General features: G+C 60.8%; 11 protein-coding genes and 1 tRNA gene. 4 read left to right on the top strand and 8 right to left on the bottom strand.

The window, feature by feature from the left end; genetic code table 11:
* Positions 1-136 precede the first annotated feature (136 nt).
* Positions 137-970 (bottom strand): alpha/beta fold hydrolase, encoded by an 834-nt coding sequence (locus BJN45_RS17340; RefSeq protein ID WP_076097546.1) that lies wholly within the window; start codon positions 968-970, stop codon positions 137-139.
* Between the two features lie 71 nt (positions 971-1041).
* Between BJN45_RS17340 and BJN45_RS17345 the strand changes: the two genes are divergently transcribed.
* Positions 1042-1989: an MBL fold metallo-hydrolase gene (locus BJN45_RS17345; protein WP_076097561.1), complete on the top strand. Its 948-nt coding sequence runs from the start codon at positions 1042-1044 to the stop codon at positions 1987-1989.
* Between the two features lie 3 nt (positions 1990-1992).
* On the opposite strand, the gene tcdA is transcribed toward BJN45_RS17345, so the two are convergent.
* Complete coding sequence (gene tcdA, locus BJN45_RS17350) at positions 1993-2751, bottom strand: tRNA cyclic N6-threonylcarbamoyladenosine(37) synthase TcdA (protein ID WP_076097548.1); 759 nt, start codon at positions 2749-2751, stop codon at positions 1993-1995.
* A complete protein-coding gene (locus BJN45_RS17355; RefSeq protein WP_076097550.1) occupies positions 2751-3854 on the bottom strand; it encodes an HD-GYP domain-containing protein in 1104 nt (367 codons plus the stop codon). The genes tcdA and BJN45_RS17355 overlap by 1 nt, the downstream gene beginning before the upstream one ends.
* A gap of 176 nt (positions 3855-4030) precedes the next feature.
* On the opposite strand from BJN45_RS17355, the gene BJN45_RS17360 reads away from it, so the two are divergent.
* Positions 4031-4960 carry a polyprenyl synthetase family protein gene (locus tag BJN45_RS17360; RefSeq protein WP_430793465.1) on the top strand — a complete coding sequence of 310 codons (930 nt, stop codon included), beginning with the start codon at positions 4031-4033 and terminating at the stop codon, positions 4958-4960.
* Positions 4961-4977: 17 nt separating this feature from the next.
* Positions 4978-5054 (top strand) — tRNA-Pro (locus BJN45_RS17365).
* 67 nt (positions 5055-5121) lie between these two features.
* On the opposite strand, the gene BJN45_RS17370 is transcribed toward BJN45_RS17365, so the two are convergent.
* The 5 genes from BJN45_RS17370 to BJN45_RS17390 form a co-directional block, all read right to left on the bottom strand.
* Positions 5122-6078: a LysR family transcriptional regulator gene (locus tag BJN45_RS17370; protein ID WP_076097552.1), complete on the bottom strand. Its 957-nt coding sequence runs from the start codon at positions 6076-6078 to the stop codon at positions 5122-5124.
* Positions 6079-6144: 66 nt separating this feature from the next.
* A complete protein-coding gene (locus tag BJN45_RS17375; RefSeq protein ID WP_205750630.1) occupies positions 6145-8454 on the bottom strand; it encodes a nitric oxide reductase activation protein NorD in 2310 nt (769 codons plus the stop codon).
* A gap of 6 nt (positions 8455-8460) precedes the next feature.
* Complete coding sequence (locus BJN45_RS17380) at positions 8461-9264, bottom strand: CbbQ/NirQ/NorQ/GpvN family protein (protein WP_076097554.1); 804 nt, start codon at positions 9262-9264, stop codon at positions 8461-8463.
* Between the two features lie 53 nt (positions 9265-9317).
* Positions 9318-10697, bottom strand: coding sequence for a ribulose-bisphosphate carboxylase (locus BJN45_RS17385; protein ID WP_076097556.1), 1380 nt, complete (start codon positions 10695-10697; stop codon positions 9318-9320).
* Between the two features lie 326 nt (positions 10698-11023).
* Positions 11024-12085 carry a sensor domain-containing diguanylate cyclase gene (locus BJN45_RS17390; RefSeq protein WP_076097557.1) on the bottom strand — a complete coding sequence of 354 codons (1062 nt, stop codon included), beginning with the start codon at positions 12083-12085 and terminating at the stop codon, positions 11024-11026.
* A gap of 395 nt (positions 12086-12480) precedes the next feature.
* On the opposite strand from BJN45_RS17390, the gene BJN45_RS17395 reads away from it, so the two are divergent.
* Positions 12481-13443: a toll/interleukin-1 receptor domain-containing protein gene (locus tag BJN45_RS17395; protein ID WP_076097559.1), complete on the top strand. Its 963-nt coding sequence runs from the start codon at positions 12481-12483 to the stop codon at positions 13441-13443.
* Positions 13444-13571: the final 128 nt, after the last annotated feature.

A 13571-nucleotide genomic window follows, 5' to 3' on the forward strand; every position in this document is an offset into this window, starting at 1 on the left:
CCCGAACAGGACCGTGAAACAGATGAGCGCCAATGATAGTGAGCTTCCGCTCGCGAAAGTAGGTCACCGCCAGGCTCCCATTACAAAACCCCCTGCTCATACCAGCAGGGGGTTTTTGCGTCTACTCAACAGAAAATTAATCAGATCCGAGGAATGACATCAGGTCACGGACGAAACGTTCGCGCTGCCATTGATGCGGCGAATGGTCTGTTCCCTCGTAGATGTGCAGGATCGCCTCCGGAATTTGCCGGGCAACGTAGCGTGCCGTCTCTTCTCCGTAGAAATTGCTGTTTTCGCCATAGACCAGCATGGCCGGGATATCGATGCGGCCAAGCACATCGCGGTAGTCGGCTGCCGTCAGGCTGGCCCAGCAATCGATCAGTGGCCCGGGGGGCTGGTTTCGCAGCGCTTCACGTAAACGCTGCCATCCCGGCGCGTTCTGCAGATACTTTTCGCGAGCACGTTGATTCAGACCAAAGGCGGTGAGTTTGAGAACGCCCTCGGCAAAGTCCTGTAGCAACAGCTTCATCAATTCAAGCGCTTTGTCTTCGCTGAAATCACCGTAGATGCCATGATTCCAGTCGGCATCGGTCATCAGCTTTGGTGACTGGTCAATGAAACACAGGCGTGACAGGCGCCCGGTTCCGTAGTCGCGGATGTATTGCCACAGTGTCAGCGCCCCCATCGAGTGGCCAACCACGCTGACCTTGTCCAGCTGAAAATGATCAATCAATTCCGCCAGATCGCGGGCCATGCGTTCAGCCGTAGGTGCCTCGCCGCTGCTCGGTGAGTGGCCACCATGACCACGGGCATCCCAGCAATAGACCCGGTGTTTCTGGTTCAGTCCTGCCAGGAAAGGCGCCCATTCCTGATGGCTTGAGGTCCAGCCGTGCAGCATCACCAGCGGCGGCCCGTCACCGGAAATCCTGAGATGTATTCTGGTGTTGTCACTGGCGATGAAGTGGGTCATGGGATTGGCTGGAAGAAAAAGTCCGGGCAAGTATAATCGCCCCGCTACAGACAATACGGAGAGGTATGGCGATGTTCGATTGGCGGGATTACGGGAATGGCATCATTGCCTTCGATGCGGGTTATGTACGCCCGATTCTGGCATCCATCCACATGCTTGTGGAAAATGGCCGGGTGGCTTTCATCGATACCGGCAGCAACGATTCACTGCCGAATGCGCTGGCTGCGTTGCAGCGGGTTGGCCTGGATGCAAGCGTAGTGGACTTCGTCATCCTGACGCATATCCACCTCGATCACGCCGGCGGTGCGGGCAGTATGATGCAGGCCTTTCCGAATGCCCGGCTGGTCGTTCATCCACGCGGTGCGCGCCATATGGCCGAACCGTCGAAGCTGGTAGCCGGCGTTTCTGCGGTCTACGGTCCGGAATATGTAAAAAGGGTTTACGGAGAGATTCTGCCGATTCCGGCCGAACGGATCATCGAGGCGCCAGATGGACATGTCCTGTCGCTGGCTGGTCGCAGTTTGCTCTGTATCGATACCCCGGGACATGCCCGGCACCACATCTGTATCGTTGATAGCAAGGCTGGTGCCATCTTTACCGGCGACATGTTCGGTCTGTCCTACCGCGAGCTTGACGTTGATGGTCGGCAGTTCATCTTTCCGACGACCACTCCGACGCAGTTCGAGCCCGAGGAGATGCGTCAGTCGATTGCCCGTCTGCTTTCCTTCCAGCCGGAAGCGATGTATCTGACGCACTACAGTCGCCTGCCCGATGTCGAAGCAAAGGGGCGCGAACTGCTGCGTCATCTGGATACGCTGGTTGCGCTGGCCGAAAGCGAAGCCAACGCCGGCGAGGCCAGGCATGCACGGATCAAGCAGGCGATGACGGATTACCTGCTGGATGAAATCCGCGCCCATGGCTGCACGCTGTCCGACACCGAGTTGCTCGATATCTGGGCGACCGATCTCGAACTCAACGCGCAGGGCCTGGGCGTCTGGCTGGACCAGCGCGCAGCCTGAGTTTTAGTTGCCGGTAATCAGACGGATGGCATGGCTGGCAGCAGCCATGCCGAAAACCGAGGTGACGCAGACGGATGAGCCGAAACCGGCGCAATTGAGGCCGCTGGGGGCCTGCGTGACATCGCAGCTTTCGTCCTTGGCCGGGTAGCGCAGGGGTTCACTGGAATAGACTGCCGGAATGCCGAATTTCCCTTGGCGCGGGAAACCGTGGTCGCGCCGCAGGCTTGCCCTGACCTTGGCCAGCAGCGGATCCTGGATGGTCTGGCTGAGGTCGCTGATCGTCACCTGCGTTGGATCGAGTTGTCCGCCCGCTGCACCGGCCACGATCACCGGCAACTTGTGCCGCTTGCAGAAAGCGATCATCGCAACTTTCACGCGGGCCTGGTCGATGGCGTCGATGATCACATCGAATCCACCACCCAGCATCTCTTCCAGATTTTCCGGCGTGACAAAATCCTCGATACAGCGAACCTCGCAGTCGGGATTGATTAGCCTGATCCGCTCCGCCATGGCATCGACCTTGGCCTTGCCGTAGATATCACCCAGCGCGTGAATCTGGCGGTTGGTGTTCGACTCGGCCACCATGTCCAGATCGATCAGGGTCAGCTTGCCGACGCCCGTACGGGCCAGCGCTTCCGCGCACCAGGAGCCGACGCCGCCGATTCCGACGACGCAGACATGGGCAGCCTGCAGCCGCTGGAAACCGGCCGGACCGTAAAGACGTCCGACGCCGCCGAAGCGCCTGTTTTCCGATGCGCTCATCAGCTTTCGATGGTCTTGCGGATCACGGCATTGAACGGGGCAATCCATTCAGGCGCAAATTGCTTGTCGCAGGCGTTGATCTCGGCGATGGCGCGCAGCACCGAACGATTCTTGCCACGGTGGATATGCTTGAGCATGACTGCCTCGAAGGCGTCGACGATGGATAGTATCTTCGCGCCTGCACAGATCCTGGCGCCATCAAGCTGGTTGGGGTAGCCACCGCCGTCGGGCATCTCGTGATGCTGGGCGACCATCTCGGCGGCCTCCTCCCAGCCATGCATGCGCTGCAACAGGCCGGCAGCGTAACCGGGGTGGTTGCGCAGCAGGTCCTTGTCGGCATCGGTCATCTTGCCAACCTTGAGCCAGGTCACCTCGGGCAGCAGCATCATGCCGATATCGTGCAGGTAAACAGCAGCTTCCAGCTGGACCGGATCGACGGCGTTGCCTGCCGTCTTGTTGGTTTCCAGCGCCAGACGCAGGATGCGCATGGTGCGGCCCTTGAACAGCGGAGAACGGCTTTCGAACTGCATGGCCAGCGAGCGGAAGAACTGCAGGTCTTCGCTGGCATTAATCTGCTCGGCCTTGGGGGTTGCCACTTTGGGCGCCCGGCTCGACATACCGGTGATCACCGGCGGAAAACCGGTGACCGCCTCGATCAGTTCGGCGCAGCGGGCATCAACCTTGTCGGCTGGTGCCTGTGCCAGTTTTTCCAGTCCCTGGACCAGATCGAGCAAGCGCAGGTTTTCCAGGGGCTTGTGGGACAACACGGCATCGGTTGCCAGTTCAAGCCGGTCGACCGCCAGCAGGATCAGCTCTGCCAGCAGATCGGAGAAACCGATCTCGCCCTCGCGAAAACGCGACATCATCGATTCGATCGGATGTGCGATGGCAATGCCCAGGTCGAATTTGCACAGGGCGGCATCGCCTTTGATGTTGTGGATGGCGCGGAAAAGATCAGCGGTGATTTCGCGATCGCCCGGCGATTTCTTCAGGCGGGCAACATCGCGCTCGACCTCCGGCGCCCGGTCGACCAGGGCATCGGCAAATTCTTCCAGTGCTTCCCGGTCATGAACCGTTGGAGAAATAATCGCGCGAATGTCCATCCCGGTCTCCCTGTGTTTTTAATGTGTCGAGTTTAGCAAACCCCCTCTCCGAACGGGGCGTCGTTACGCGCTTTTTGGCCTTGACTGGTCACGGTCAGGCCCCTAAGATTCCGCGCTTGACCTGAAGATTGAACATCGTGACCCTGGAACAGCTATACGCCCTCATCGGGCCCGACATGAAGGCCGTCGATGCGGTCATTCGCGATCGCCTACATTCAGACGTGGTGCTGGTACGCCAGGTTGCCGAATACATCATCAACAGCGGCGGCAAGCGCATGCGGCCGGCGCTGGTGCTGCTGGCGGCGGGTGCGATGGGCTATCAGGGCAAGCATCATCACGAACTGGCTGCCGTCGTCGAATTCATTCACACCGCCACGCTGTTGCACGACGATGTGGTCGACGAATCCGCGCTGCGTCGTGGCCGCGACACGGCCAATGCAGCCTTCGGCAATGCGGCCAGCGTTCTGGTTGGCGACTTCCTGTATTCGCGCGCCTTCCAGATGATGGTCTCGGTCAACAACATGCGCGTGATGCAAGTGTTGTCAGATGCGACCAACATCATCGCCGAAGGCGAAGTCCTGCAGTTGATGAACTGCCATGACGCGGATGTCGACGAAGCCCGCTACATGCAGGTCATTCATTACAAGACAGCCAAGCTGTTCGAGGCCGCGGCCCAGCTCGGTGCGATCATCGCCGGAGCGGAACCGGCGACCGAGGAAGCCCTGGCACGCTACGGCATGCACCTCGGTACGGCGTTCCAGCTCGTTGATGACGTACTCGACTACTCCGGACAGGAAGCCGATACCGGCAAACACCTGGGTGACGATCTGGCAGAGGGCAAGCCGACCTTGCCGCTGATCTACGTCATGCAGCACGGTAGCGAAGCCCAGGCCGCCTGCGTGCGCAAGGCGATTGAAGAGGGCGGTCGCGACGATTTTCCGGCAGTGCTGGAGGCGATCCACCAGAGCGGCGCGCTCGGACATGCTCGTGCCCGCGCAGCGCAGGAAGCCCAACTCGCGAGAGATGCAATTTCATCGCTGGGGGATTCAATTTTCAAAAAAGCTCTGCTACAATTGTCGCTCTTTGCAGTTGAGAGAAATCATTAAGTTGTTTCTTGAGACGTCGGAGTGTAGCTCAGCCTGGTAGAGCACTGCGTTCGGGACGCAGGGGTCGCATGTTCGAATCCTGTCACTCCGACCAAAAATGCAAAGAAAAAAGCAGTAAGGCCATCCTCTGGGGTGGCCTTTTTGCTTTGTCCGGTCGCTTTTCAGGCGACTGTCGCCGTTGCCTGCGGCAGATGGCGGGCAAACTCGTTGGCCAGGGCCGGTGCGGTTTCTTCGAGCAGAAAGCTGCGGAACTTGGCGCCGGCCGGCATCAGGCGTTTGGCGTTCATGTGCACCACGTACCAGGTACGTTCGATCGGCGTGCCGACCACATCAAGCAGGCAGACTTCCGCCGTCTTCAGTTCCAGTGGCAGGGTGTGCAGCGACAGCAGGCTGATGCCCATGCCGGCCATCACGGCCTGCTTGATCGTTTCATTGCTGCCCATGCTGATTGTCTTTGCCGGCGTGAACAGGTGGTTCTTGAACATTTCCTCGGCAACGCGACGCGAGCCCGAGCCTTCTTCACGCAGCAGGAAGGTTTCGTGGCGGAGCTCGTGCATTTCAAAACGCCTGGCGTTGCGTAGCGGGTGGTCGGCCGGGGCGACGAGCACGTAGGGATGGCTGGCCATCGGTTCGCCGTGGGCGTCGATTTCGACCGGGATGCGCCCCATGACTGCCAGGTCGATGGCGTTGTCCTGCAGTTTCTGCAGCAGGGCTTCACGGTTGCCGACGGTGAATTGCACGTCGATACCGGGGTGGCTCTGGGAGAACTTGGCCAGCAGGCGCGGCATGAAGTACTTGGCGGTACTGACCAGGCCGACCGAAATCTGCCCGCTCTCCGCGCCGGCCAGCGCCTGCAGGCTGGCTTCGGCGTCCTTGATTTCGCCGAGGATGCGCAGCGCGTGGTGCACCAGCATTTCGCCGGCGCCGGTCAGCGCGACACCGCGCCCCATGCGTTCGAATAGCGGCAGACCGACGTTGTCTTCCAGTTGCTTGAGCTGCATCGAGACGGCCGGTGGCGTCAGGTGCAGTTCTTCGGCGGCGCGGGCGTAGCTTAGGTGGCGGGCGGCGACGACGAAAATCTGGAGCTGGCGCAAAGTCAGGGTGCGGACGAAATTCATGGTTGTGTGAACCTGGTTGACTGTTGATTCAGTATTTCTTAACTTTATGGCCGGCATCGGGTGGCGTCAACGCATCGATCGGCGCGTCAGGTTGAGGTAGATCATCGGCAACTGCTCGGGCAGGCGTTCGATGCGATCGAGGACGCGCCAGCGCTTGCCGAAAATGTGGCCGACGTAGCGGTCGGCCGTCGGGTCGAGACTCAGGCAGAACGGGCTGATTCCTGCGGTCGACAGCTCCTCGACGGCCTTTTTGCCGTCGTCGATCAGGTATTGCGGATCGCTGACGTCGATGTCGGCCGGTTCGCCATCGGTCAGCACCAGCAGGATGCGTTTTTCGCTGCGCCGGCTGGCCAGCATCCGCCCGGCGTGGCGCAGTGCGGCGCCCATGCGCGTCGACCAGCCGGCTTCGACGGCGGCGAGCCGGGCCTTGACGGTATCGTCCCAGGCTTCGGAGAAACCCTTGATGTGGTGGTAACGCACTTCGTGCCGGGTGTTCGAGTGGAAGCCGGCGATGGCGCAGGCGTCGCCCAACTGGTCGATCGACCAGCCGAGCAGGGCGACGGCTTCGCGGGCGGTGTCGAGAATGCGCTGGTTGCTGCCGGGCAGCGTGCCGTTCAGCGATTGCGACAGGTCGATCAGCAGCAGGACGCTGATGTCACGGCCGTTGGTGCGGTGGCTGACGTTGATCCGCGCTTCCGGCAGGCGGCCGCTTTTCAGGTCGACCAGCGCGCGCACGGCGACGTCGAGATCGAGTTCGCTGCCGTCTTCCTGATAGCGCTGGCGCACGCGTTCCTGTGGCTTCAAAAGATCGAGCAGGCGTTTCAGGCGGCGGGCGAGAACGGCGTGTTTTTCCAGCAGGCGGTCGATGTCGGCCGCGCAGCCGGCGGGGTGCAGGGCTTCGTAGACAGCGGTCCAGTCCGGCCGGTAAGCCTGCGTCGCAGCGTCCCATTCCGGGTAATGGTGCGGCGGCAGGCCGGCGGGCTCGGCGTCGGCCTGCTTCGGTGGCGGCGCGAAGCTGTCTTCCTCGTCGCCGGCTTCGATGAATTGCCACAGGTGGCGGTTGTCGTCGCGGTAATCGATTTCGGTGTCGGTGAAATACACATTGGCCAACTGGTCGCTCTGCCGCCGGCTGCGCGTGACGTAGCTCAACGCCAGATCGGCCATGGCGCGGGTCGAGCTGGGGCCGTCAGCCAGCACAGCATGGAAACGTGCGACGTATTCCTTGAGTAGCAAGTCGGCGTAGCCATGGGCCGGATCGAGGCAGGCGCGGGACAGGCAGGTCAGGCGATGGCGCAGGCAGCTTTCGTTCACCGGATCGCAGGCGTTGTCGGCCGGCACCGGATGCAGCGCCAGCAGGCTCGGTGCGAGGCCGGGGAAGCGGCGCAGCAGCAGGAAATCGACGCGCGCGTCTTCCAGCGTCTCGACGGCCAGGCGTTGCTGCGGACTCCAGTTGTCGGCGATCAGCGGCTGGCTCCAGCGGCGGTGCCCGGCCATGTGGGCGAGCATGACGCGGTAGCGGGCGAGACCGGCAATGCCGGCGCGCGGGAGCAGGGCGTCGGGCAGGCGCATGCCGTCGGCCGCCAGATAGGGTTGCAGCGGCTTGTCGGCGAAAGCTGTCGAATACGGTACCAGCGGGCAATCGTCCTGCCACAGGGCGGTCAGGGTCTGCGCCAGACGGCGCTCGCTGTCGGCGAACAGCGTACCTTCGCGCTCGCGCTGCAGGATGGCGCGACTTTCCGGCGAGGCCAGCGCGAAGTAGGCGCGCTGTTTTTCCGGATGCGCCTGATGCAGGCGGATGCCGTCATCGACCCAGCGCCGCAGGCCGGCCAGCGACACGACGCCGAGCAGGCGTGGCGCCTGGGCGAGAAAGTCGGCGAGCGAGGGGCTGGGTTCGGTGATGTGGTGGCCATGGATCGATCCCGAAGTGCGCTGCGCGTGGTCGAGCAGCAGCATCAGATAGTGTTGCAGAGCATCGGCCGTGCGCAGGCGGGTGGCAACGGCACCCAGCGTTTGCAGCAAGGGCGTCACCGCCGGGCCGTTCGGTGATTTCTGCAGGTGCTGGATGGCGGCCATCACCGATGGCAGCGTTACCGACTGAGCCAGTCCGGTGATCCTGACGACATCCGGCCAGTGTTCAAGAAAAGCCAGCAGCGGTTCGGCGCCGCGGCCCAGTTTGCCGATGCTGCGCGCGGCAGCGAGAAAGTCGGGGATTTCATGGCTGGCGATTAGGCCTTTCGCCGCGCTGTAGCATTCATCGAAGACATCGGCGACGGCGGCAAAGCCGCAGTCGAGCGTGGTCCACGCGGCCTGCGAGTCAGGGTCGGCCATCAGCCGCTGGCGGGCGTCGGCGACCTGGCGGATGCCGGGAACGGCCATCGTCGCTCAGCCGAAAACGGCGCTGATGGCGTGATCCAGCGTATCGATCACATCGGCGTCATCGGTGATCGGGCGCACCATCGCCATCCGGCAGGCGTCGGCCGGCGCGACACCCTGGCCGATCAGCGCGGCGGCATTGACGACCAGGCGCGTCGAGATGCCCTCGTCGAGCCCGTGCCCCTTGAGGCGGCGGCCCGCCTGGGCAATTTCGACCAGTTTTTCCGAAATATTGCGGTCGACCGCAGTTTCCTGACAAATTATCCCGACCTCCAGCGCCGCTTCCGGGTAGTCGAACTGGAAGGCGGTGAAGCGCTGCTTGGTCGATTGCTTCAGGTCCTTCATCAGGCTCTGGTAGCCCGGGTTGTAGGAAATGACCAGCTGGAAATCGGCATGGGCCTCGACCTGTTCGCCTTTCTTGTCGAGCGGCAGCGTGCGCCGGTGGTCGGTCAGCGGATGGATGACGACCAGCGTGTCCTGCCGGGCTTCGACGATCTCGTCGAGATAGCAGATGGCGCCGAGGCGGGCGGCCAGCGTCAGCGGGCCGTCCTGCCAGTGCGTGCCGCTGGCGTCGAGCAGGAAACGGCCGACCAGGTCGGCGGCGGTCATGTCCTCGTTGCAGGCGACGGTGATCAGCGGCTTGCCCAGCTTCCAGGCCATGTACTCGACGAAGCGCGATTTGCCGCAGCCGGTCGGCCCCTTCAGCATGACCGGCAGGCGGGCGGCGTAGGCCGCCTCGTAGTGTGCGACCTCATTGTCTTGCGCCTGATAGAACGGTTCGCGGCGAACCCGGTAGGCATCGGCATTGGACATCGGTATCCCCTGATGAAAAACCCCGCCATGGCGGGGTTGACCGTAGCAAGTACTTACTTGTGCACGCCGAGCTTGTCGCGCCAGCCCGGATAGATCTGGTCGGCATCCTTGGGAAAGGAGACGAAGGCGCGGGCGAATTCCGGATGCTCCTTGGCCCACTCGATCGGATCGGCCCCGGCCTTCCAGCATTCGTAGGCCTGGCGCAGCGACTTGGCGCCGGCCGCCGGGCTGTCGATGTGGCCGTAGGAACCGCCGCCGGCGGTGTTGATCACGTTGCCGTGGCCGAGATTTTCGAAGAAGCCGGGCAGGCGCAGCGCGTTCATGCCGCCGGAGATGATCGGCGTCGTCGGCTTCATGCCGTACCACTCCTGGTGGTAGGCCGGGCCGGTGTAGCTGTCGCGCTCGATGATGTAGGCGATGGCGCGGTCGTCCTTGTCGCCCTCCATCTTGCCGTAACCCATGGTGCCGACGTGGATGCCGGAAGCGCCCTGCAGCCGGCTCATCTTGGCCAGCACGTAGGCGGTGTAACCGCGTTTCGACGACGGCGAGGTGACGGCGCCGTGGCCGGCGCGGTGGTAGTGCAGGTACTGGCGCGAGAAGTAGCGGCGGGCGGTGGTGACCATGCCCGGGCCGCCGACATAACCGTCAACCAGGAAAGCCACCTTGTCGGCATCCGGGCCGAAGGTTTCGAGGATGTATTCGCCACGGGCGATCATTTCGCCATGGTCGTCGGCAGTGATGTTGGCCGAGAAGATCTTGGCCTCGCCGGTTTCGTCCATTGCGCGCTTCATCGCATCGCGCACCAGCGGAATCACCTTCTTCATCGGGCAGAACACCTGGTTGCCCTGCGGTTCGTCGTTCTTGATGAAGTCGCCGCCCAGCCAGAACTGGTACGCAGCCGCGGCGAACGGTTCGGGGCGCAGGCCGAGCTTGGGCTTGATGATGGTGCCGGCGATGTAGCCACCATCCTGCATTGGCCGGCCGAGGACGCGCCACAGGTTGCTGATGTCCACCGACGGGCCGTCGAACAGTTCGATGGCGCGGCGCGGCACGTAAAAGTCGTACATCTTGGCGTGCTCGATGTCGCCCATGCCCTGGTTGTTGCCGATGGTCAGCGTCAGAAAGGAAACGATCATCAGCCGGCCGTCGATGACGTTGCGGTCGAACAGATCGAGCGGGTAGGCGATGCGCATCTCCTCGCTCGCCTCGTCGATGTGATAGACCAGCGCATCGACACCCTTGGTGAATTCGTCGGTGGTGCATACCTCGACATTCGTTCCGGTAGAAGACTCAGCGGCGAAGTGAGCGGCCGCTTCGAGGTAGCCGTAACCGGCCTTGGGTTTCATCTTGTAGGCACAGAGAATGTGCCCGCCACCGGCGATCAGGTCTTCTTCCCTGAGGCTGAGATCGGCATAGCGGTTTGACTGGTCCATCGTGGGTCTCCTGGGTCGTGTGTCGGGACGGCTGCGATGGACTGAATGCTAGAAAGCTTCAAAGATAAATAAAAGTCACATATTTTTATTACAAAAATCAGGTTTCGTTTATCTAAAAATTGCCGCTTTTCCGGGAACTTCCGCTATCGACATGGTCCAAGACGCCTCCAACCAACAAACATTTTTCTGCGGGGTGTGTATGGATGAGCTTTCCCTGATGGGCGTCGGCTTTGCCGTGGCGATCTTTGGCATGGCGTGTTTCATGGCCGCGAAGCTGGCTTCGAAAAAAGCCTATCACTGAGAGAAGCCGGGGTTTCCCGGCTTTTTTACGCCGTCTCGTCCGGCGGACTGAAAAAACAGATCGTGTTGCGCCCGGCGTCCTTGGCCTGATACATCGCCAGATCGGCCTGCTTCAGAATCTCGTCGGGATCGATGCCATTGCCGATGAAGACGCGGATGCCGATGCTGGCCGAACAGCGATGTTCAATTTCCTGTCCGGCCATGCCGCCATGATTGACGCTCAGCCGGTAAGGCTCGGCAAGCCGCTGGCGGAGCTTCTCGGCAATCCCGGCAACCTGCTGCCGTGAAATTGCGACGTCGCGATCCAGCTCCCGGATGATCACGACAAACTCATCGCCGCCAAAACGGGCGACCGTATCCATTTCCCGCACACCGCCCTTCAAGCGGTTGGCCACCTCGATCAGCAACAGATCGCCCGCTTCGTGGCCGTGGAGATCGTTCAGCGGCTTGAAATTGTCCAGGTCGAGAAAGAGCAAGGCGCCAAAAATTCCCGACCGCTTGCTCGACGCCAGACTCTGCCCGAGGCGATCCTCAAGCAGGCGGCGATTGGGCAGGCCGGTCAGGGGATCGTAGAACGCCAGCTTCTGGATCTGGTCCTGCATCCGCTTGCGTTCGGTCGTTTCGCGGCTGATGCCGTGGTAGCCGGTAATCCGGCCAGTCTCATCGCGCTCCGGCTTCGACAGCACCTCCGCCCATAGCAGCCGGCCATCCTTGCAGCGATGCTGAACCTCGAAAGTGACCGGGCCGGAAACCGTCCCGTCCGCCTCGGCTTCCTGGCGCCGCTTGATGAAATTGGTCACCGTCGCAATGCCCTCGTCGGTGAACATCTCGAAAACATGGTGGCCGATCACCTCATCCGCCCTGAATCCGCGCAGTTTCTCGTCGGTCGGGTTGATGTAGGTGATGAACAGATTCGGGTCGGCGCGCCAGATCACATCGGAAACATCCTCCGTCAGCCGCCGGAACAGCGCCTCGCTGGCCTGGAGTGTCGCGAGTTCACGGCGCATCCGCGCCAGCTTCCAGAGCAGAAACAGCAGTCCCGCGACCAACAGCGCAAAGCCCCCGAGCACCAGCATCCCGTTCTGCATCACCAGCCCGCCTCCTCTGTTCTGAACCCCGATCCCGATTGGCCTAGCGTCTCACCAAGCCGGGAGATGCCGGAAAAGCGTGGCGAAACTGGCACGCGGAATCAGGGTTTTGTATTGGCACATCGTACCGCAGGGACTCGGGCGGTGGGAGGATGTTGGCCTGGTTTTTGGGGAAGAGGTGGCGACTTCCCCGTCAGTGACGGTCGTCCGTCGCGATCTTCTACGCGGATGGGCAAACGCGTTAGGAGGGTGCTGATTGTGATAGCACGATTGTGTCATCAGTGCTGTTCGGGTAGGGTTAAGCCGATCTGCTTTCGCGGAATTAGGTAAAAATGCGCAACAATTCGATCAGACCCCTTTTGTCTTCTGCGCCAACTCAACTCGTTAGATCTTAAATGCCCAACCTATTTGTCAGCCATGCCAGCGAAGACAAGAAGGCCTTTGTACGCCCGCTTGCTCATGCGTTGAAGTCTCACGGGTTACAGGTTTGGTTCGACGAATTTAGCCTACGGGTCGGTGACAGTCTGCGAAGGTCCATCGACAAGGGACTCAGAGAGTGCGACGCAGGCGTATTGGTTTTGAGCCCGAGCTTCTTTCAAAAAGAGTGGCCGCAGCGCGAACTTGACGCCTTGTTCGGGCTCGAGATTGCGGGAAGAGCCACACTTATTCCCATTTGGTACGAAATTGAAGCCGCAGACGTGGCACGAGCTTCGCCACTCCTAGCAGACCGCGTTGCATTGAATGCAAATAATGGGGTTACATACATCGCGTCAGAGATAGCAAAACAGTTTCGAATTGAAGCGAGTGTCGCTAGCTCACGATTAGCGGACCTTATTGAACGGTTCCAATATCCTGGTCTCTTCGGAGGTGAAGCTCTTTTTCAAGGGTGCCACGAGAGATTCCTGAGAATGAACGCATTCAAGGAAGAGTACAACGCGTTTCTCTTCAGCGAAGAAATGCAGAAGTACTTCGATGAAGAATTAGGTGATTTTCCCCCAGAGGTTAGTACGAAGCTCGACGAGGAGCAGGAACAGCTTCGGCAAAAATACGAACTTCCACGCGATGTCTATTTAACTACAGATGAGCCAGTTAGCGAGAGCAACTTACGCTGGTGGGCTGAGTCAATTTGCGCGTGGGCGTCCGGAACACTGGGGAGGAATGAGAGCGAAGACTTTGTAAGTGAGATCGATCTCCAAGAGCTTGACGAGTACTTTGTTCTTCTAGGGGTACCAAACTTCTCAATCTCTGGGGAGCAACGCAATCTTCTTGAAAGAGCTTTAGTCGAAATGGGTTGCGGATTAGAAAATGACTTTAAGAACGTGCAGCCTCTATGCGATGCCCTTAGGGGGCTAGGATAGAACTCCACCCGTCATTGCAACGGACTGCCTACAGCAGCAGATGAACTAGCCCGCTTAAAGTTCTTCCTTGCCCAGATGAGCTTCATTAGGGATTGGAAACATCTGTTCAACCCCCAACTCCCCCAACG

Source organism: Azonexus hydrophilus (assembly GCF_001956855.1).
In the GTDB taxonomy this organism is placed as follows: Bacteria; Pseudomonadota; Gammaproteobacteria; order Burkholderiales; family Rhodocyclaceae; genus Azonexus; species Azonexus hydrophilus_A.

Bases quoted from the DNA above. Each gene is read 5' to 3' on its own strand.
- BJN45_RS17375 (WP_205750630.1), bottom strand. From the start codon at position 8,454: ATGGCCGTTCCCGGCATCCGCCAGGTCGCCGACGCCCGCCAGCGGCTG.
- tcdA (WP_076097548.1), bottom strand. From the start codon at position 2,751: ATGAGCGCATCGGAAAACAGGCGCTTCGGCGGCGTCGGACGTCTTTAC.
- BJN45_RS17390 (WP_076097557.1), bottom strand. From the start codon at position 12,085: ATGCAGAACGGGATGCTGGTGCTCGGGGGCTTTGCGCTGTTGGTCGCG.
- BJN45_RS17370 (WP_076097552.1), bottom strand. From the start codon at position 6,078: ATGAATTTCGTCCGCACCCTGACTTTGCGCCAGCTCCAGATTTTCGTC.
- BJN45_RS17345 (WP_076097561.1), top strand. From the start codon at position 1,042: ATGTTCGATTGGCGGGATTACGGGAATGGCATCATTGCCTTCGATGCG.
- BJN45_RS17385 (WP_076097556.1), bottom strand. From the start codon at position 10,697: ATGGACCAGTCAAACCGCTATGCCGATCTCAGCCTCAGGGAAGAAGAC.
- BJN45_RS17380 (WP_076097554.1), bottom strand. From the start codon at position 9,264: ATGTCCAATGCCGATGCCTACCGGGTTCGCCGCGAACCGTTCTATCAG.
- BJN45_RS17340 (WP_076097546.1), bottom strand. From the start codon at position 970: ATGACCCACTTCATCGCCAGTGACAACACCAGAATACATCTCAGGATT.
- BJN45_RS17360 (WP_430793465.1), top strand. From the start codon at position 4,031: ATGAAGGCCGTCGATGCGGTCATTCGCGATCGCCTACATTCAGACGTG.
- BJN45_RS17355 (WP_076097550.1), bottom strand. From the start codon at position 3,854: ATGGACATTCGCGCGATTATTTCTCCAACGGTTCATGACCGGGAAGCA.
- BJN45_RS17395 (WP_076097559.1), top strand. From the start codon at position 12,481: ATGCCCAACCTATTTGTCAGCCATGCCAGCGAAGACAAGAAGGCCTTT.